The following is a 19,223-nucleotide window of genomic DNA, read 5'->3' on the forward strand; positions in this document are numbered from 1 at the left end:
GATTGCACTGGGTCATCCACTCGGTGCTTCAGGCGCGCGTCTGGTGACTACAGCACTGAACCAGCTTGAACAGACTGGCGGCAAGTACGCGTTATGTTCAATGTGTATCGGTGTCGGTCAGGGTATTGCTTTGATTATTGAGCGAGTTTAAGTATGAGCCAGTTATATGCCAGCTTATTTTATCAGGATGATGTGACTGAAATTTTCAGTGATCGGTCTTTGATTTCTTACATGATTCAAGCTGAAGTGGCACTGGCAAAAGCTCAGGCTCAGGTTGGGGTAGTTCCTCAATCTGCGGCAGATTCGATTGAAGCAATTGCACAAAAAACAGCATTGGAACAGATCGATTTTGAGGTGTTGGCAACCGCAACAGGGCTTGCAGGCAATATCGCAATTCCTTTTGTAAAACAGTTGACTGCAATTGTGAAACAGCAAGACGAAGCTGCTTCACGTTTTGTGCACTGGGGTGCAACCAGTCAAGATATTTTAGATACTGCCTGTATTTTACAGTGCCGTGATGCGTTGCAGCATGTTGAACAGAGCGTGCAGAAAAACTACCAAACGGCATTGACGCAGGCACAAGTTTATCGTGATCAGGTGATGATTGGGCGGACATGGCTACAACAAGCTTTACCAATTACGCTGGGTCACAAGTTTGCTCGTTGGGCAAGTGCATTTAAACGTGATTTGGATCGGATTCAGGCAATGAAAGCCCGCGTACTGGCTGTTCAGCTCGGCGGTGCAGTGGGTTCATTGGCATCACTGCTTGATCAGGGATCCGCAGTTGTCGAAGCATTTGCCCAACAGCTCCAATTAGCGACACCAAGTTGCACATGGCATGGTGAGCGCGACCGTATCGTTGAGATCGCCAGTGTACTCGGCATGATTGTTGGTAACACAGGCAAAATGGCACGTGACTGGTCTCTGATGATGCAGACAGAAATTGCTGAAGTGTTTGAGCCAACAGCAAAAGGTCGCGGTGGTTCATCGACCATGCCGCACAAGCGTAACCCTGTTGCAGCAGCATCGGTACTTGCAGCTGCAAACCGTGTACCCGCATTAATGTCGAGCATTTATCAAAGCATGGTACAGGAACACGAGCGTAGTCTTGGCGCATGGCATGCCGAATGGTTGGCGTTGCCTGAGATTTTTCAGCTTTGCGCAGGTGCATTGTCACGTACCTTGGAAGTTTTACAAGGGATGGAAGTTAACCCGAGCAACATGCAACGCAATCTGGACTGTACTCAAGGTTTGATTATGGCTGAAGCAGTCATGATGGCATTGGCACCGAAAATGGGACGCCTCAATGCGCATCATGTGGTCGAAGCTGCATGTAAAACAGCAGTCTCTGAGCAAAAGCACTTAAAAGAAGTCATCGCTGAGCTTGATGACGTCAAAAATAATTTTTCTACAGCAGAAATTTCCACGATTTTTAAACCTGAATCTTATTTAGGCAATATTCAGGCACAAATTGACGCAGTTTTGCAGGAAGCACAGACAGGAGTGGCAAAGTGATGATCACGATTACCAATCGTCAAGGCAAACATTTATCGGTTTATGTGGAAGGTCTTGAGAATGCGCCTGCCATTGTTTTTTCCAACTCTTTGGGAACCGATCATGCCATGTGGCAGCCACAGGTTGCTGAACTGAAAAAACAGTTCAAAGTGATTACTTATGATACTCGTGGACATGGTCAAAGCGATGTAATCGCAGAGACAACTGTGCAAAACCTTGCAGAAGATGTAATTGATATTTTAGATGCGTTGGACATTGAAAAAGCACATTTTTGCGGTATTTCAATGGGCGGATTGACTGCACTGTATTTAGGTATTCACCATGCTGATCGTTTTAACAGCATTACAGTTGCCAACTCCGCAGCCAAAATTGGAACAGCAGAAGCGTGGCTAACACGTGCTGAAGCGGTTGAGCAAAATGGTTTGGCAGATTTGGTTGCATCGACGCATAGTCGTTGGTTTAGCAGTGAATTTGATTATCAGGAAAATACATTGGCACAGCAAACCATTCAAAGTTTAGCCAATACACCAGCACAAGGTTATGCCAATGCCTGCCGAGCTTTGGCACATGAAGATTTGCGTGAACAGATTGCCAATATTCAGATTCCAACCTTGTTGATCGCAGGTAAGTTTGACCCGATCACCACAGTCGCTGATGCTGAATTTATGCAGCAGCGCATTGCCCATAGCCAACTCAATATTTTGCCAGCATCGCATTTGTCAAATATTGAGCAACCTGAAGGATTTACTCAGGCTCTTCAGCGCTTTATTGAAGTGACTGCATAAAAGCCCACTGTTTTAAAAGGATTTTCGCCTAAGGAGGCAAATATGGCGTTTCAGGACACTGCTCGCCCAAATATGAGCATGGATGCACAGGCACTGATTAATGATTCACCATTAAGTGCTTATCAGTGGATGATTGCAGCCATTTGTTTTTTCATTGTTTTTTTAGACGGTATTGATACCGCAGCTATGGGCTTTATTGCGCCTGCACTGGCTCAGGACTGGGGGCTTGACCGTTCTCAGTTGGGCCCTGTGATGAGTGCTGCTCTTGGCGGCATGATCATCGGTGCATTGGTCTCGGGTCCAACGGCTGACCGTTTTGGTCGTAAGGTGGTGCTGTCATTTTCCATGCTGATTTTTGGTGGTTTTACCATTGGCTGTGCTTATGCCAATAACCTCGATACTTTGGTTATTTTGCGTTTCTTGACAGGAATCGGGTTGGGGGCAGCCATGCCAAATGCCACCACGCTGTTTTCTGAATATTGCCCGACACGTATTCGCTCTTTGCTCGTGACTTGTATGTTCTGTGGTTACAACCTCGGTATGGCGATTGGCGGATTCTTAAGTAGCTGGATGATTCCAAACTTCGGCTGGCACAGTTTATTCCTGTTTGGTGGCTGGAGCCCAATGATTCTGACTTTCTTCGTGGTTGGTTTCTTGCCAGAGTCTTATCGCTTCTTGATTGTTCGTGGTGGCAATAACGAAAAAGTTCGCAAGATCTTGAGCCGTATTGCACCGACTCAAGTTCAGAATGTGACTGAGTTTCATGTTCCTGAAGAAAAAAGTGCAGTACAGCAAAAGCAAAATGTGTTTTCGATGCTCTTTTCGCCAACGTACATCAAAGGCACGTTATTGCTTTGGTTCACCTATTTCATGGGTTTGGTCATGATTTACCTGCTCACGAGCTGGTTACCAACCTTGATGCGTGAAACTGGCGCGAGCATGGAACGTGCAGCCTTTATCGGCGGTCTGTTCCAGTTCGGTGGTGTTCTTAGTGCGCTATTTATTGGCTGGGCTATGGATCGCTTTAACCCGAACCGCATTATTGCAGGCTTTTATTTGGCAGCAGGTGTTTTTGCCTTCACCGTGGGTCAAAGCTTGAGTAGTCCGATTTTGCTTGCCGTCCTAGTGCTTTGTGCAGGTGTTGCAATCAATGGTGCACAGTCTTCTATGCCAGCACTCAGTGCACGTTTTTACCCAACCCAATGCCGTGCAACAGGTGTGGCGTGGATGTCAGGGATCGGGCGTTTTGGTGCGGTGTTTGGAGCGTGGATTGGTGCAGTACTTCTCGGTCAACACTGGTCATTTACCGCAATTCTGAGCATGTTGCTGATTCCAGCGACCGCTGCCGCAGTCTCTATTTTTGTCAAATCACTGGTTGCACATACTGATGCAACCTAATGAGGGTTTTCTTATGAATGATGATGAACGCTACAAACAAGGTATTCAAGTTCGCACGGAAGTTTTAGGCGAAAAGCACGTCAACCGTTCGATTGAAAACCTGAATGAGTTCAATAGCGACTTTCAGAATTTTATTAGCCGTTTTGCTTGGGGTGAAGTGTGGTCTCGCCCTGGCATGCCACGCCATACCCGTAGTCTGGTGACTATAGCGGTGTTGTTGGCACTGGGTCGTGAAGCAGAGTTACGTATGCATATTCGTGCGTGCTTTAACAATGGTGTCACTCAAGACGACCTCAAAGAATTATTTCTTCATTGTTCATTGTATGCAGGTTTGCCAGCAGCAAATGCCGCGATGCATATGGCAGAAGAAGTATTTAAAGAGCTAGGAATTTCACCTGGCCAGCAAGCGTAATGGATGCAATTTTTTTAAAATTTAAAGGAGAAATATGATGTCTCAGATTATTTGGGGTGCCTACGCACAGCGTAATACAGATCATCATCCGCCAGCACATACACCAGGCTATAAAACCAGTGTGTTACGTTCGCCAAGCAATGCATTGATTTCAATTGCGGAAACACTCACTGAGGTGACAGCACCACATTTTAGTCCAAATCAGTTTGGCCCTAAAGATAACGACTTAATCTTAAATTATGCAAAAGATGGTTTGCCAATTGGTGAACGAGTGATTGTGCATGGTTATGTACGTGATCAGTTTGGTCGTCCTGTAAAAAATGCACTACTTGAAGTTTGGCAAGCCAACGCTTCAGGTCGTTATCGCCATCCAAATGACCAGTTTATTGGTGCGATTGATCCTAACTTCGGTGGTTGTGGTCGTATGTTGACCGATGAAAACGGCTACTTTGTTTTCCGTACCATCAAGCCAGGTCCATATCCGTGGCGTAACCGTATCAATGAATGGCGTCCTGCGCATATTCACTTCTCTTTAATTGCAGATGGTTGGGCACAGCGCTTGATTTCACAGCTTTATTTTGAAGGCGATACATTAATTGATTCTTGTCCAATTATTAAAACTATTCCTTTAGAAGAACAACGTCGTGCCCTGATTGCTTTGGAAGATAAGAGCAATTTCATTGAAGCAGATAGCCGTTGCTACCGTTTCGACATCACCTTGCGTGGTCGTCGCGCAACGTACTTCGAAAACGATTTAACTTAATGGATGGAGTAGAAAAAATGAATGGCTGGAATTTTCAAGAATTAGCAGAAACCCCATCTCAAACAGGTGGTCCTTACGTACACATTGGCCTGTTGCCGAAACAAGCCAACATTGAAGTATTTGACAACAACTTCAACAACAATCTTTTGCAAGAACACACTCATGGCGAACGTATTCGCCTTGAAGGTCAAGTCTTTGACGGTTTAGGTTTGCCACTACGTGATGTATTGGTTGAAATCTGGCAAGCCGATGCCAATGGCGTTTACCCAAGTCAAGCCGACATTCAGGGCAAAACTGCTGATCCGCATTTCCAAGGTTGGGGACGTGCAGGCGCTGATTTCCAGACTGGCGTATGGCACTTTGACACCATTAAACCGGGTGCAGTTCCAGGGCGCAAAGGTACACAGCAAGCACCGCATATTGCACTGGTTATTTTTGCACGTGGAATAAACATTGGTTTACATACCCGCGTGTATTTTGAAGATGAAGCTGAAGCAAATGCCAAAGATCCGATCTTAAATGGTATTGAGTGGGCGCCACGTCGCAATACTTTGCTGGCTAAACGTGTAGAGCGTGATGGTCAGGTCGTTTATCGCTTTGATATTCGTATCCAAGGCGAAAATGAAACCGTATTTTTTGATATCTAAGCTGCGCGCTGTATGGATTTTTCATACAGCGACATTACACAAGGAATGGTAATGATAAACCTTAAACATAAAGTACTTCAGATGGCACTAGCATGCAGCATGTTGGGGACAGCATCCGTTGCGTTGGCACAACCACTGATGGCAGATCATTATGTCGTGAAAAATGTTGATATTGGTGTGATGCCAGTAAAGACCATCGTGCCGATTACAGCACAAACTGCTGATGAGGCAATTGCTCAGGCAAAAGTGATTGCGAGCAATCCCAATGCAGATATTGCTGAATTCCGTATTGATTTGTTGAACTTCGCAACGGATACCAAACAGGTGATTGCTTTAGGACAGCAGCTTAATCAGATTTTAAAAGACAAACCACTCCTTGCAACAATCCGTACTGCCAATGAAGGCGGTAAACTGAAAGTCAGCGATGAAGAATACGGCAAAATCTATAGTGCGTATTTGAAAAAACCGTTTATGCAATTGCTTGATATTGAAATGTTCCGCGATGCAAAAGTGGTACGTAAGGTAACGGATTTGGCGCATGAAAAACATGTGTTGGTGGTGATGTCGAATCATGATTTTGCCAAAACACCAAGCGAACAGGAAATTGTTGATCGTTTGCTCAAACAAGACCAAATGGGTGCAGATATTTTAAAAATTGCAGTCATGCCACAGTCTAAAGCAGATGTATTTACCTTGATGAATGCAACATTGAAAGTGAGCCAACAAAGCAAAAAACCATTGTTAACCATGTCAATGGGACGCTTGGGCACCATTTCCCGAATCGCAACTGCAAGTTCAGGTGGCAGTTTAAGTTTCGGCATGATTGGTCAGGCTTCAGCACCAGGTCAAATTGATGTGACCCAACTGCGCCAGTTCTTACAAACTGTACAACCCACACCATAATAAAAAGTGAATTAAAGGAATATCTGGAATGAAAGCAATTTCTTTGCGAGTGACCGCACTAAGTTTAGGACTATTGGCTTCAGGTTGGGCGGCTGCTTCAACCTACGTGGTTGATCGTTATCAAGATGACCAGAATCAGGGATCATTGCGCTGGGCGATTGAGCAGTCGAATGCCAATCCATCGGATGACAATCAAATCTTGATTCAGGCTGTAGGTAAAGCACCTTATAGCATTAAGGTAAATTCGCCACTTCCTGAAATTAAAGGCCCTGTAAAAATCATTGGAACACAATGGGACAAAACAGGTGAGTTTATTGCCATTGATGGTTCTAACTATATTCAGGGCGAAGGGGCAAAAGCCTGCCCAGGTGCTGTGCCTGGACAATATGGTACCAACGTACGCACGATGACTTTGCCAGGTCTAGTATTGCGTGACACACATCATGTTGTGCTGAAAGGTCTGGATATTCATCGCTTCTGTATCGGTATTTTGGTCAACCGTTCGAGCAATAACCTGATTCAGCATAACCGTATTAGCAATAACTACGGTGGTGCTGGGGTCATGTTTACAGGAGATGACGGCAAGGGTAATCCAACCTCAACCACGACCAACAATAACAAGTTCTTGGACAATATCCTTCAGGATAATGGCGATGGTTTAGAGTTGACCCGTGGTGCGGCGTTTAACTTAATTGCCAATAACCTATTTACCAACACCAAAGCCAACCCAGAGCCATCACAAGGTATTGAAATCTTGTGGGGCAATGACAACGCGGTTGTCGGTAACAAATTTGAAAATTACTCTGATGGTTTACAAATTAACTGGGGCAAGCGCAACTACATTGCCTATAACGAATTGACTGCCAATTCAACAGGATTCAACCTGACAGGTGATGGCAACATCTTTGACAGTAACAAAGTCCATGGTAACCGTATTGGGATTGCCGTGCGTTCAGAAAAAGATGCCAATGCACATATTACCTTCACTAAAAACCAGATTTGGGACAATGGCAAGGACATCAAACGCTGTGAAGCGGGCGGGACTTGTGTGCCAAATCAGCGGTTAGGTGCGATCGTATTTGGTGTGCCAGCACTGGAACATGAAGGTTTTGTCGGTTCACGTGGTGGCGGTGTGGTCATTGATCCGAGCAAATTGCAAAAAACCTGTACTGAGCCAACTCAGCAAGGTTGTAATGCTCAGCCGAACCAATGGATTCAGGCACCTAAACTGACTGCACATCAGGGGCAGCTTGTGGTGAGTTTCAAAGGTCAGGCGAACCAGCGTTACCGCGTGGAGTTCTTTGGTAACCGCAACGCACAGTCTAAAGAAGCAGAACAATTTGTCGGTGCAGCAACAGTTGCAACCAATGCACAAGGTCAAGCCACTTTGACTTGGAAACCAACCGAGAAATTTGCCAATTACACAGCAAATATCACAGATCACCTCGGCGCAAGTTCAGAACTCAGCCAACCCGTAAAACTAAAATGATGAAATATAGGCACTTTGACATCAGGTTAGAGTGCCTAACCCGATTAGGCTAAGGATAAGCAAATATGAAAAAAGTTAATTTAATGAAAATGAGTGCAGTTTCACTCGCGATTTTATGTAGCCAAGGTGTTATGGCAAATGAGCCATGGTCACAAGATCGTCAATGGCTATTTGGGGACTGGAATGGTAAGCGTCAGCAACTCGAAGACCAAGGCTATAAATTTACAGCATCGATCATGAGTCAGGCTGCGACCAATATTGATGGTGGCTACAACGATAACAATACGACTACGGTTGCATCACAGCTTACCCTTGGGGCAAATTTTGATTTAAATAAAATCGCAGGTTGGAATGATACAACAGCGGGCATCATGATTACCAAACGTGATGGTAATGCGCTGACCAATGAGCGGATTAAAGACCTTCGTTCTACCACGTTAGGTAATTCACAAGAGATTTATGGGCGTGGAAAAATCTGGCGTTTGACTCAAGCATGGGTGAAAAAAGGCTTTGATGACAACAAGGTTCAAGTCAAAGCGGGTCGTATGGGCATGTCAGATGACTTTAACAGCTCACAATGTGAGTTCCAGAACTTGCTACTTTGCGGTGGTCAGCTGGGTAAGTCGATTGGTTCAATCTGGTACAACTGGCCAGTTAGCGTCTGGGCAGCCAATGTCAAATACCAGTTCGCACCTGAGTGGACAATTGGTGTCGGGGTTTATGAAGTCAATCCAGATGACATTAAAACCCAGTCAGCCAGTGATGGTTTTAACCTTGGCATGAACAATGTTCAGGGGGCAACGATTCCTGTTGAGTTGGCGTGGAAACCAAAACTTAATGGCTTGCCTGGCGAATATAAAATCGGTGCATTGTATTCAACCGCTGAAGCCAAAGACATTAAAACCGCAGGTAAAGTCCATGATGGCAAACACAGTTTCTGGTTCAATTCACAGCAACAGTTGACCCAGCACGGTAGTGACTCAAAACGTGGTTTGTATGTCGGTTTTAATGCTGTATTCAATGATAAAGCTACTACATTTGTTGATAACACTGAACAATTGGCATTTTGGTACAAGGGCATGTTTGATAGCCGCCCAGCCGACACCATTGCACTTGGTTTTGCTCGCTATGGCGTTAATGACCGTGCTCGTGATAAGGAAATTGCAACCGACATCAGTCGTGGCTACTTCTCTTATGATCCGTTAGCAAGCAATTATGTTCCGATACAACGTAGTGAGTTGAATGTGGAACTAAATTATACCTATCAATTGTCACCTGCCGTCATGATTCGTCCAAACTTGCAATATATTCATCAGCCAGCAGGGGTGAAGGAAGTTGATGATGCTTGGGTTGCAGGTTTAAGTATGCGTGTAAATTTCTAATGTGAACTGGGAGCTTGCTGGGAATTTTGATGTAAGTACTCAGCAAGGTTCCAATATGGTTTCGACGATTAAGCACTATTTTTTCGGTTTTGAATTGTGTACAGATTCAAAACCACCGTTTTTAAACTGCGCTGCTTTATGGGTTGATGAGCCATCTGCTTTTTAGATTGCCGCATTAACATAAAGATGAAAGGAATCATCGTGACTATAGCAAAGGAGTGAAGCCGTTTTTATGCCAAAGGGTGTGAAAGCGATTTTTGGGTTTTTTGTTTTGGCGCATTGTGCAAATCCGTTGCAGCATCACAAGGTGTTGTTCTGTATCAGATGAAAAACTGATTTGACATCAAAACTGGAGATAGTTGTATGTCTGATTCACATACTCAGCCACACCCCATATTTAAGATATGGTGTGCGATCTTAGGATTGGCATTACTGGCTACAGGTTTATTCTATGTGATTGGTGGGGGTAAGCTCATCAGTCTCGGTGGTTCTTGGTACTTCTTGCTGGCAGGGGTTTTCATGACCCTTGCAGCTATTCTCATGTTGAGAAGAAAAGCACTCAGTGGCTTTATTTATGCTGCTGTATTTATTTTAACGCTGATTTGGTCACTGTTCGACAAAGGCTGGGATTTCTGGGGCTTGTTCTCTAACCTCATGTTCCCATCTGGATTATTTGTAGCCATCATGTTAACGCTGCCAAGCTTACGCTGTTATGAGCGAAAAGCGCGCTGTGCTACACCAGCATATGGTTCCGGTTTAGTGGTACTTGTGGGAATGTTGGTGGCATTTTATCAAATGTTCCAGCCACACCCGACCGTTGCAGCATCGGGTCAGGCATTGCCTTTAGTCCCTGTAGATGCAACAAAACAGCAAAAAAACTGGGATCACTATGGTAATGATGCAGGTGGTAGCCGTTTTGCTGCATTAGACCAAATTAACCGTGATAACGTCAAAGACCTGAAAGTGGCTTGGACTTATCAGACAGGGGATAAAACTACAGGTACAGGAAACGGTGCTGAAGATCAGGAAACACCATTACAAGTCGGCAATAAAGTGTTCTTGTGTACCCCACATAACAACGTGATTGCGGTTGATGCCGATACAGGTAAGCAATTGTGGAAAGCGGAAGTCAATTCACATGCTGATGCTTGGGAGCGCTGTCGTGGCGTTGCTTATTTTGATTCAACGCAAACCATTGAACAACCAAAATTTGCAGGTGCAACACCTGTAACTGCAGTTGCAAACAATACAGCTTGTCCACGTCGTTTATATACCAATACACCAGATGGGCGTTTAATTGCGATCAATGCTGACAATGGTCAACGCTGTGAAGATTTTGGTGATCATGGTACGGTAAATCTGCTTGAAGGCATGGGAGATGGTACGAAAGCTCCTCGCTTTGAGGTCACTTCTGCTCCGACACTGGCAGGTACAACACTGGTTGTAGGTAGTCGTATTGCCGATAACGTTGCTGCAGACATGCCAGGGGGCGTAATCCGTGGTTATGATGTGATCACAGGTAAATTACGCTGGGCATTTGATCCACGTAACCCGAATCCAAACTATGTGTTAAAACCAGGCGAAACTTATAAACGTAGTTCAGCAAACTCTTGGGCGCCAATGTCTTATGACCCGAAAATGAATACTGTGTACTTGCCAATGGGCAGTTCATCGGTAGATGTTTGGGGTGGTAACCGTAATGCACTAGATCACAAATATAATACTTCTGTGTTGGCGCTTGATGCGACAACAGGGAAAGAAAAATGGATTTACCAAACTGTACATAATGACCTTTGGGACTTTGACTTACCAATGCAACCAAGCTTGGTCGATTTCCCAATGAAAGATGGTACAACTAAACCTGCTGTCGTGATTGGTACTAAATCTGGTCAGTTCTTTGTTCTTGACCGTGTGACAGGTAAACCACTGACCAAAGTCATTGAACAGCCTGTAAAAGTTGCAGACATTCCAGACGAGCAGTATTCAAAAACTCAACCACGCTCAGTGGAAATGCCACAAATTGGCAATCAGACTTTAAAAGAGTCTGACATGTGGGGTGCAACACCATTTGACCAGTTGATGTGTCGTATCAACTTTAAATCTATGCGTTACGATGGTCTGTTCACTGCACCAGGGACTGATGTTTCACTCAGCTTCCCTGGTTCTTTGGGTGGTATGAACTGGGGCAGTATCTCATTTGACCCAACACATCGTTATATGTTCGTGAACGACATGCGTTTGGGTTTATGGATTCAGTTGATTAAACAAACACCTGAAGACATCAAAATTCAGGCGAGCGGTGGTGAGAAAGTCAACACAGGTATGGGTGCTGTACCAATGAAAGGTACGCCGTACAAAGTCAACAAAAACCGCTTCATGTCGGCTTTGGGTATTCCATGTCAAAAACCGCCATTTGGTACTATGACTGCGATTGACATGAAAACTCGTCAAATTGCATGGCAAGTACCATTGGGTACAGTTCAAGACACTGGACCTCTAGGCTTCAAAATGGGCTTGAAAGCACCGATTGGTATGCCAACCATTGGTGGTTCAATGGCAACTCAAGGTGGCTTGGTGTTCTTTGCTGCAACACAAGACTACTACCTACGTGCCTTTGATTCATCAACAGGGAAAGAGCTGTGGAAAGCCCGCTTACCTGTGGGTAGCCAAGGTACACCAATCAGCTATATTTCACCAAAAACAGGAAAACAATACATTGTGATTTCTGCTGGCGGTGCGCGTCAATCACCAGACCATGGTGACTACGTGGTGGCTTATGCGTTGCCTGAGAAAAAATAAGTGATGTGCTGTTGTCGAGCTGCATGTTGCTAGACAACAGATACTGAACAAAAATGGGCTGGTCTAGATGATCAGCCTGTTTTTTTTATGTATATAAAAGCGAACTCATACAGCCAAATGTATAAATCCTCATTTCAACAGAAAAGGTAACACACAGGATTAAGCACGTGAGTATAAGAAGAAAAGATGTGTTCGGAGCAGGCTAGAATAGGTAGATATCAAAATCGCACAAGTATCAAAAAAGATGATTTAGATGAAATAAAAAGGCGCCAGAAAAAGCATTTTTATTTGTAATGGAAAGTTTTATTCATATTCAACACTTTGGGTATGAGGTATCCCATACCCAAAATCAAGGCTTATGCTTTCAGAACAGGTGGGAAACCATCTTCTGTTAAAGCTTCGGTCAGTTGTTCAACACTGGCGCTGGTTTGGACTTCAACCAGTTTGCTTGCAACATCAATATTCACCTGTGCATTGGGATCAAGATCTTTAATGGTTGCTGTAACGCTACGTGCACAGCCGCCACAAGTCATATTGGCAATTTCAAATTTCATGATTGCTGCCTGATTTAAAGAAGAGAATTGCATTGTAAAGCTTACCCTCATGGTAAGGTCAAGTGGCTTTAAATCAGAATATTTTAAATCTGTATCTTGACCTTGCCCTTATGTCAAGGTTTAAGCTGAACAGTATAAATGATCATCAACAGAACTGTAGACGCACTGCTTGGTTGCGGTACAAGGAGGCAGCATGAGTCAGTCACAACATCCTTATCATCAATCACTTGATATTGAGGGCATGACGTGTGCCTCGTGTGTCGGGCGGGTGGAGAAGGCATTAAAAAAAGTGGACGGTGTCGCAGAGGTTGCAGTCAATCTTGCCACCGAAAAAGCCGTGATCCATAGTGATAAGGCTGTGCCGCGTGAAGATTTAGTGCATGCGGTCGAGCGGGCAGGCTATGAGGTTCGTACGCAGCCTGAGCAGCTATTTGAACTGAATATTCAGGGCATGACTTGTGCCTCATGTGTTGGGCGCGTAGAAAAAGCCTTAAAAAAAGTTGAAGGCGTGAGTGATGCAACGGTCAACCTTGCTACCGAAAAAGCCGTGGTTCATGCACATTTAGCCGATGCGAATGCATTAATTGCAGCGGTACAAAAAGCAGGTTATGAGGCACAGTTACAGCCACAGCATGTAGCACAACCTGGCAATGAATTGAGCGAACGCCGTGAACAGGAAGCCAGTCAGTTAAAGCGTGACTTATTGATTTCAGCTTGTTTAAGCCTGCCTGTGTTTATTCTGGAAATGGGTGGGCATTTGATTCCTGCCTTTCATCATTGGGTGATGCAGCACATTGGCATGCAAAACAGTTGGCTACTCCAGTTTGTTTTGACGACGTTGGTACTGTTATTTCCAGGGCGACGTTTTTATCAAAAAGGCATTCCTGCCTTACTGCGTTTTGCCCCCGATATGAACTCACTGGTTGCGGTGGGAACGCTGGCAGCCTATGGATTTTCCTGCGTTGCTACCTTTATCCCAACGTGGCTACCTGAGAATAATGTAAATGTGTATTTTGAATCGGCTGCAGTGATTGTGACCCTGATTCTGCTTGGTCGTTATTTGGAAGCCAAAGCCAAAGGGCGAACTTCACAGGCGATTCAGCACTTACTCGGCTTACAGCCAGAAACTGCACGCATTATTGTCAATGGACAAGTGCAAGAGGTGGAAATTGCCCAAGTGCAACTTGGCATGCAATTACTCATTCAACCAGGGGAGAAAATTCCTGTCGATGCGACAGTGATCGAAGGGCAAAGTTTTGTCGATGAATCCATGATCACGGGTGAGCCGATTCCCGTGGCGAAAAATCTGGGCATGACCGTGGTGGCAGGCACGATTAACCAACAAGGTTCGCTGACCATTCAAGCTACAGCCGTGGGTGCGAATACGGTTTTGTCACAAATTATTCGTTTGGTGGAGCAGGCACAGGGTTCCAAGTTACCGATTCAGGCTTTGGTGGATCGAGTGACCATGTGGTTTGTGCCTGTGGTGATGGGTTTAGCGCTCCTGACTTTTGTGGTGTGGTTTTTCTTCGGCCCTGAACCTGCGCTAAGCTTGAGTTTGGTCAATGCTGTAGCTGTGCTGATTATTGCTTGCCCATGTGCAATGGGACTGGCAACACCAACCTCGATCATGGTCAGTACAGGACGTGGTGCAGAACTGGGAATATTGTTTAAACAAGGGCAAGCCTTGCAGCAATTGCAGGAAACCCAGATTATCGCTGTCGATAAAACAGGCACAGTGACCGAAGGCAAACCGACACTGACCGATTTTGTAGCGTTTGATCCAGATCAAACTCAACACATCTTACAGGTAGTCGCTTCGGTTGAAGCCAAATCAGAACACCCAATTGCAGTGGCGATTGTGCAACATGCGAAGCAGCAAGGTTTAGCCTTGCTTCCTGTTGAGCAATTCCAAGCCTTGACGGGGTATGGTGTTGAAGCAACGGTCAATCAGCAGCAGATTCATTTGGGTGCAACACGCTTAATGCAACAGTTGGGTTTAAATGTCGAGGTCTTTTCCGAGCAGGTACAACAGTTGGCGGAACAAGGCAAAACCCCGATTTATGCCGCAATTGATCGAGAGTTAGTGGCGATGTTAGTGGTATCTGACTCGATTAAGCCAAGTAGTTACAGTGCGATTCAAAATTTGCACCAATTGGGTTTAAAAGTCGCCATGATCACAGGTGATCATCATGTTACGGCGCAGGCGATTGCCAAGCAGTTGGGTATAGATGAAGTGATCGCTGAAGTATTGCCAGAAGGTAAGGTCAACGCCGTACAGGCTTTGCAGCAGAAATATGGCAAATTGGCATTTGTGGGCGATGGTATTAATGATGCCCCTGCGTTGGCAGCAGCCGATATCGGTATTGCCGTGGGAACAGGAACGGATGTCGCGATTGAATCTGCCGATGTGGTGTTGATGTCTGGTAATCTGCAAGGAGTGAGCAACGCCATTGCTTTAAGCCAAGCCACCATTCGCAATATTCGCCAAAACCTGTTTTGGGCATTTGTCTATAACGCAGCGCTGATTCCTGTGGCAGCAGGGGTGTTGTATCCAGCCTATGGCATTTTACTGTCGCCAATGTTTGCAGCATTTGCCATGGGCATGTCTTCAGTGTTTGTACTGGGTAATGCCTTGCGCTTGAAACGCTTTCGGGGAGTTTTTGCATGAATATCGGGCAAGTTGCCAAACAGACAGGGCTGTCGAGTAAGATGATTCGCTACTACGAAGAAGTTGGATTGCTGCCCAATATTCAGCGAACGAGTGCAGGTTATCGAGTTTATACCGCGCAAGATCTTCAAGCCTTGCGTTTTATTCGCCATGCCAGAACACTGGATTTTTCAGTGGAGCAAATCAAGGAATTACTCAGTTTATGGCGTAACCAGTCGCGGCAGAGTGCTGAAGTCAAACAGTTGGCACTGGCACATATTCAGCAGTTACAGCAGCGTATAGCAGCATTGCAAAACATGGTGGAAATTTTGCAGCACACGGCAGATTGCTGCGCGGGGAATGAAACCGCAGATTGTCCGATTCTTGAGCAGATTGAACATGGGCAAACGGATTGAATGGTTGGCTAAAAAATCAGCGCCAAAATGGTGCGATCTGTGTTTATAATGCTAAGGCAACCATCAGGATAGATAGTCTATGTTTCAGCATGTTGAGCCTTATGCAGGCGACCCGATTTTAACTTTAATGGAAAAATTCCAAAAAGATGAACGCAACAATAAAGTCAATTTAAGTATTGGTTTATATTACACCGAAGAAGGGATTGTGCCGCAGTTAAATGCTGTGAAACAAGCTGCACTGCGCACCAATCAAGACGTGGATAAAGCCAAACTGTATTTGCCAATGTCAGGCTTGAAATCTTACTGCGACATTACTCAAGAATTACTTTTGGGTGCAGACAGTCAGGCGCGTAAAGAACAACGTGCAGTGACCATTCAGACTTTGGGTGGTTCAGGTGCATTGAAAGTTGGTGCAGACTTTCTGCATAAATATTTCCCAAGCTCTAAAGTCTGGGTGAGCCGTCCAACATGGGAAAACCACATTGCGATTTTCCAAGGTTCAGGCTTTGAAGTCGCTGAGTACCCATACTTCGATGCCAATACCAACGGCGTGGCATTCGACGACATGCTGGCGTGCTTAAAACAAATTCCAGAGCAAGACGTTGTATTGTTGCACCCTTGCTGTCATAACCCGACAGGTGCAGATTTGACTCCTGAGCAATGGGATCAAGTGATTGCGGTATTACTGGAACGTAACCTGATTCCATTCCTGGATATTGCTTACCAAGGCTTTGCAGAAGATCTGGATAAAGATGCCTATGCAATTCGTGCGCTAGACCGTGCAGGTGCAAAATTCTTGCTCAGCAACTCATTCTCAAAAATTTTCTCGTTGTATGGCGAACGTATTGGTGGGTTGACTGCAATTTGTGAATCGACTGAGTCGGCTGAACATGTCTTGGGTCAGTTTAAAGCGACTGTTCGTAAAATCTACTCAAGCCCACCAACGACAGGTGCGGTTTTAGTCGATACTGTATTGCGTGATGATGCACTACGTCTGGACTGGCAAGAAGAGTTGCAAGAAATGTGTGACCGCATTACCAAAATGCGTACCATCTTGCGCGATGAGTTAACCCAACGTGTACCAGGTCGTGACTTTAGCTACTTGGTGAAACAACGTGGCATGTTCAGTTATACAGGCTTAACAGGCGAGCAAGCTGACATTTTACGTGACGAATTCGCGATTTATTTGCTTCGCAGTGGTCGTATCTGTGTTGCAGGTTTGAACCAGAAAAATGTGTATTACGTTGCTGAATCTATTGCAAAAGTTTTGACACGTTAATCGGTGTAAAAACCAAAAAAGATTAAGTTATTATGCCAATCAGTTGAAAAATTGATTGGCATTTTTCATATTTAAGATGACAGATATGTCATGGAAATGTCATCCGCAACTGTTTGAGGCGGCAAGATTTTAAAAATATGCTGTTTCTGCGATTTATTTATCCAATGAATAATTTTGCCGAATTTTGCGGTAAATGGATTTCTTGCGAAGCTCAACTTCTTATTTGGCGAAACAAAAGAACGGATGAGCTTCTAAAGTATATTTAATATTGTTAGATCGCTATTTTTTTCGGGGTACGCCATGTCCAAAACAGTCCCCAAATAAAAGCCAATAAACCCACTGCAAAACTTTGTTGCAATGAACCGCCATGTTCAATCCAGAGTTTTGCCAACCACGGGCCAAATAACTGTGCGCCTGCATAAATGGTAATCATAGCTGCGGAAAGTTTCGGCCCTTGATGCGGCTGGAAAAAACGTGCCAGACGCTGGGTACACATGACTGAGCCAAGAAATCCAGCACCGACGAAGACCGCACAGCCTAAAATACCCCAAATATTTGGCATAAGCAAAATCAGTAATACGCCTAACGCTTGCATCCAGTATGAACCGAGCAATGCCTGACGATCTCCCCAACGTGCGCCTAAACTGTTCCAGATGGGAATAAACAGCGAACAGGACAGTGAGGTTATCAGCCAGACATTTTTCACCAAAAATGTATGCTCACCACCCACCTGATGTGCTAAAGCAGGCAAAAAGGTCATCGGTAAAATATAGCCTAAACCTGCACCAATATAAGAAATAAACAGTGGTGTACTGTTGGTATCAAACAGTTTTTGGTTTGCATGTGCTGTTTTAATTTGTGGATGAATCTGGATTTTTGAAATTTGATACAGGCTAAAGACCAATAGGGGAATGCAAGCGATGGCGATCGGTAGCCAGCGCCATTGCCCAGTAAAAAACGGGGCTGTCCAGTCCACCAAAATACCGCTGACGATTAATCCCAAACCTACACCAAAGTACACAAGGCCGCTTAAACGCGTCAGTTGATGTTCACTGAGCCATTCCAAAATCAGAGCAGGCGCAAGCACAAACACCAAGCCATTACTCATGCCATTGGCAAGGCGTAGCAATAACAGGGGTGTATAAGCAGCACTCAAACATTGCATTATGGTGAGAGCGGCATTGATCACTAAACCAAAGCATACATAACGTTTCAGTCGATCAGGTCGGTTTAAATAGACCGCCATTAATGCCCCAATCAAATAACCTAGATAATTACTGGTTGCGAGATCTGCACCTTGGTTAATGCTGATGAGATGATCTTGGATGAAATAGGGTAATAGCGGGGTAAAGGCAAAACGCCCAATGGCATGCACAAGCATTAAACTGCTAATCCCTGCAGCAATATAACCATAAGCCTGATAACGCAGTGAATGATCTATAGATGCCATTGCTTATCCCTCAGCATTTATGTGATTTTTCCTATTTTTCATAGCATACGGTAAATAATTCGAGAAAAGAATCAGTATAAAAAATGGACAGGATCAACATTACATAAAGATATACAGGCAAAAATCCATTTTTCAGTGCAGTATGCTATTGTCTAAAAAATCATCCAAAAACAACACGGAGAATAATATGAGCAAGCAGCTACTCATGCTCGTTGGTGATTATGCAGAAGATTATGAAACCATGGTGCCTTTTCAGTTTTTGACAGGACTCGGTTATGTGGTGCATGCCGTTTGTCCAGATAAAAAAGCAGGGGATCATATTGCGACCGCGATTCATGACTTTGAAGGTGAGCAGACCTATAGTGAAAAACGTGGGCATAATTTTGCAATCAACTATGACTTCGATGCAGTCAACCCTGAAGACTATGTCGGTTTAGTCATTCCAGGTGGGCGTGCGCCTGAATATTTGCGTATGTATGCACGCGTGGTAGAAATTGTACAAGCATTCGACGCTGCTCAAAAACCGATTGCAGCGGTCTGCCATGGGGCACAGTTATTGGCTGCTGCGAATGTATTGCAAGGTAAAACCTGTTCTGCATATCCTGCCTGTGCGGCTGAGGTCAAACTCGCAGGTGGAACCTATGCCGATATTGCAGTGACAGACGCCGTAACCGATGGGCACTTGGTGACTGCACCTGCGTGGCCTGCACATCCTGCTTGGTTGGCGCAGTTTGTGAAGTTACTCGGTGCTGAAATTCGGATTTAAACAAGCGATCTTGAA

The 19,223-nt window shown here is 44.8% G+C and carries 16 protein-coding genes and 1 pseudogene; 15 read left to right on the plus strand and 2 right to left on the minus strand.

Features of this window, described 5'->3' with window-relative positions:
• The 11 genes and pseudogenes from ACX1N5_RS05350 to ACX1N5_RS05400 form a co-directional block, all read left to right on the plus strand.
• Nucleotides 1-151 (plus strand): annotated as a pseudogene (locus tag ACX1N5_RS05350) (acetyl-CoA C-acyltransferase); the annotation flags it as partial.
• Nucleotides 152-153: 2 nt separating this feature from the next.
• On the plus strand, nucleotides 154-1,515 hold the full coding sequence (locus tag ACX1N5_RS05355) for a 3-carboxy-cis,cis-muconate cycloisomerase (RefSeq protein WP_458800689.1): 1,362 nt from the start codon (nucleotides 154-156) through the stop codon (nucleotides 1,513-1,515).
• Nucleotides 1,515-2,300 carry a 3-oxoadipate enol-lactonase gene (gene pcaD / locus ACX1N5_RS05360; protein WP_458801015.1) on the plus strand — a complete coding sequence of 262 codons (786 nt, stop codon included), beginning with the start codon at nucleotides 1,515-1,517 and terminating at the stop codon, nucleotides 2,298-2,300. The genes ACX1N5_RS05355 and pcaD overlap by 1 nt, the downstream gene beginning before the upstream one ends.
• Before the next feature lie 42 nt (nucleotides 2,301-2,342).
• Nucleotides 2,343-3,698, plus strand: a complete 1,356-nt coding sequence (locus ACX1N5_RS05365) for an MFS transporter (RefSeq protein ID WP_131380500.1) — start codon at nucleotides 2,343-2,345, stop codon at nucleotides 3,696-3,698.
• A gap of 13 nt (nucleotides 3,699-3,711) precedes the next feature.
• Complete coding sequence (gene pcaC, locus ACX1N5_RS05370) at nucleotides 3,712-4,110, plus strand: 4-carboxymuconolactone decarboxylase (protein ID WP_004750837.1); 399 nt, start codon at nucleotides 3,712-3,714, stop codon at nucleotides 4,108-4,110.
• A 37-nt stretch (nucleotides 4,111-4,147) separates the two neighbouring features.
• Nucleotides 4,148-4,873 carry a protocatechuate 3,4-dioxygenase subunit beta gene (gene pcaH / locus ACX1N5_RS05375; protein ID WP_004750839.1) on the plus strand — a complete coding sequence of 242 codons (726 nt, stop codon included), beginning with the start codon at nucleotides 4,148-4,150 and terminating at the stop codon, nucleotides 4,871-4,873.
• Between the two features lie 17 nt (nucleotides 4,874-4,890).
• Nucleotides 4,891-5,520 carry a protocatechuate 3,4-dioxygenase subunit alpha gene (gene pcaG / locus ACX1N5_RS05380; protein WP_131388329.1) on the plus strand — a complete coding sequence of 210 codons (630 nt, stop codon included), beginning with the start codon at nucleotides 4,891-4,893 and terminating at the stop codon, nucleotides 5,518-5,520.
• Between the two features lie 99 nt (nucleotides 5,521-5,619).
• Nucleotides 5,620-6,423, plus strand: coding sequence for a type I 3-dehydroquinate dehydratase (aroD, locus tag ACX1N5_RS05385; protein ID WP_228259262.1), 804 nt, complete (start codon nucleotides 5,620-5,622; stop codon nucleotides 6,421-6,423).
• A 28-nt stretch (nucleotides 6,424-6,451) separates the two neighbouring features.
• Entirely contained in the window at nucleotides 6,452-7,912 is a 1,461-nt protein-coding gene (locus ACX1N5_RS05390; RefSeq protein WP_458800692.1) for a right-handed parallel beta-helix repeat-containing protein, read from the plus strand.
• Between the two features lie 65 nt (nucleotides 7,913-7,977).
• Nucleotides 7,978-9,294 (plus strand): carbohydrate porin, encoded by a 1,317-nt coding sequence (locus ACX1N5_RS05395; RefSeq protein WP_458800694.1) that lies wholly within the window; start codon nucleotides 7,978-7,980, stop codon nucleotides 9,292-9,294.
• Nucleotides 9,295-9,657: 363 nt separating this feature from the next.
• Nucleotides 9,658-12,093, plus strand: coding sequence for a glucose/quinate/shikimate family membrane-bound PQQ-dependent dehydrogenase (locus ACX1N5_RS05400; RefSeq protein ID WP_458800696.1), 2,436 nt, complete (start codon nucleotides 9,658-9,660; stop codon nucleotides 12,091-12,093).
• 356 nt (nucleotides 12,094-12,449) lie between these two features.
• On the opposite strand, the gene ACX1N5_RS05405 is transcribed toward ACX1N5_RS05400, so the two are convergent.
• Entirely contained in the window at nucleotides 12,450-12,647 is a 198-nt protein-coding gene (locus ACX1N5_RS05405; RefSeq protein ID WP_034426131.1) for a heavy-metal-associated domain-containing protein, read from the minus strand.
• A gap of 193 nt (nucleotides 12,648-12,840) precedes the next feature.
• On the opposite strand from ACX1N5_RS05405, the gene ACX1N5_RS05410 reads away from it, so the two are divergent.
• From ACX1N5_RS05410 to ACX1N5_RS05420, 3 genes are all read left to right on the plus strand, one after another.
• Nucleotides 12,841-15,318, plus strand: coding sequence for a heavy metal translocating P-type ATPase (locus tag ACX1N5_RS05410; protein WP_458800698.1), 2,478 nt, complete (start codon nucleotides 12,841-12,843; stop codon nucleotides 15,316-15,318).
• Nucleotides 15,315-15,713 carry a Cu(I)-responsive transcriptional regulator gene (cueR, locus tag ACX1N5_RS05415; RefSeq protein WP_131380487.1) on the plus strand — a complete coding sequence of 133 codons (399 nt, stop codon included), beginning with the start codon at nucleotides 15,315-15,317 and terminating at the stop codon, nucleotides 15,711-15,713. Before ACX1N5_RS05410 ends, cueR begins: the two co-directional genes overlap by 4 nt.
• A 79-nt stretch (nucleotides 15,714-15,792) precedes the next feature.
• Nucleotides 15,793-16,992 (plus strand): amino acid aminotransferase, encoded by a 1,200-nt coding sequence (locus ACX1N5_RS05420; RefSeq protein WP_458800700.1) that lies wholly within the window; start codon nucleotides 15,793-15,795, stop codon nucleotides 16,990-16,992.
• Between the two features lie 271 nt (nucleotides 16,993-17,263).
• On the opposite strand, the gene ACX1N5_RS05425 is transcribed toward ACX1N5_RS05420, so the two are convergent.
• Nucleotides 17,264-18,442, minus strand: a complete 1,179-nt coding sequence (locus tag ACX1N5_RS05425; RefSeq protein ID WP_458800702.1) for a YbfB/YjiJ family MFS transporter — start codon at nucleotides 18,440-18,442, stop codon at nucleotides 17,264-17,266.
• Nucleotides 18,443-18,629: 187 nt separating this feature from the next.
• Between ACX1N5_RS05425 and ACX1N5_RS05430 the strand changes: the two genes are divergently transcribed.
• Nucleotides 18,630-19,208 carry a DJ-1/PfpI family protein gene (locus tag ACX1N5_RS05430; protein WP_131380481.1) on the plus strand — a complete coding sequence of 193 codons (579 nt, stop codon included), beginning with the start codon at nucleotides 18,630-18,632 and terminating at the stop codon, nucleotides 19,206-19,208.
• The last annotated feature ends 15 nt before the right edge of the window (nucleotides 19,209-19,223 follow it).

Source organism: Acinetobacter sp. ANC 4636, assembly GCF_054454555.1.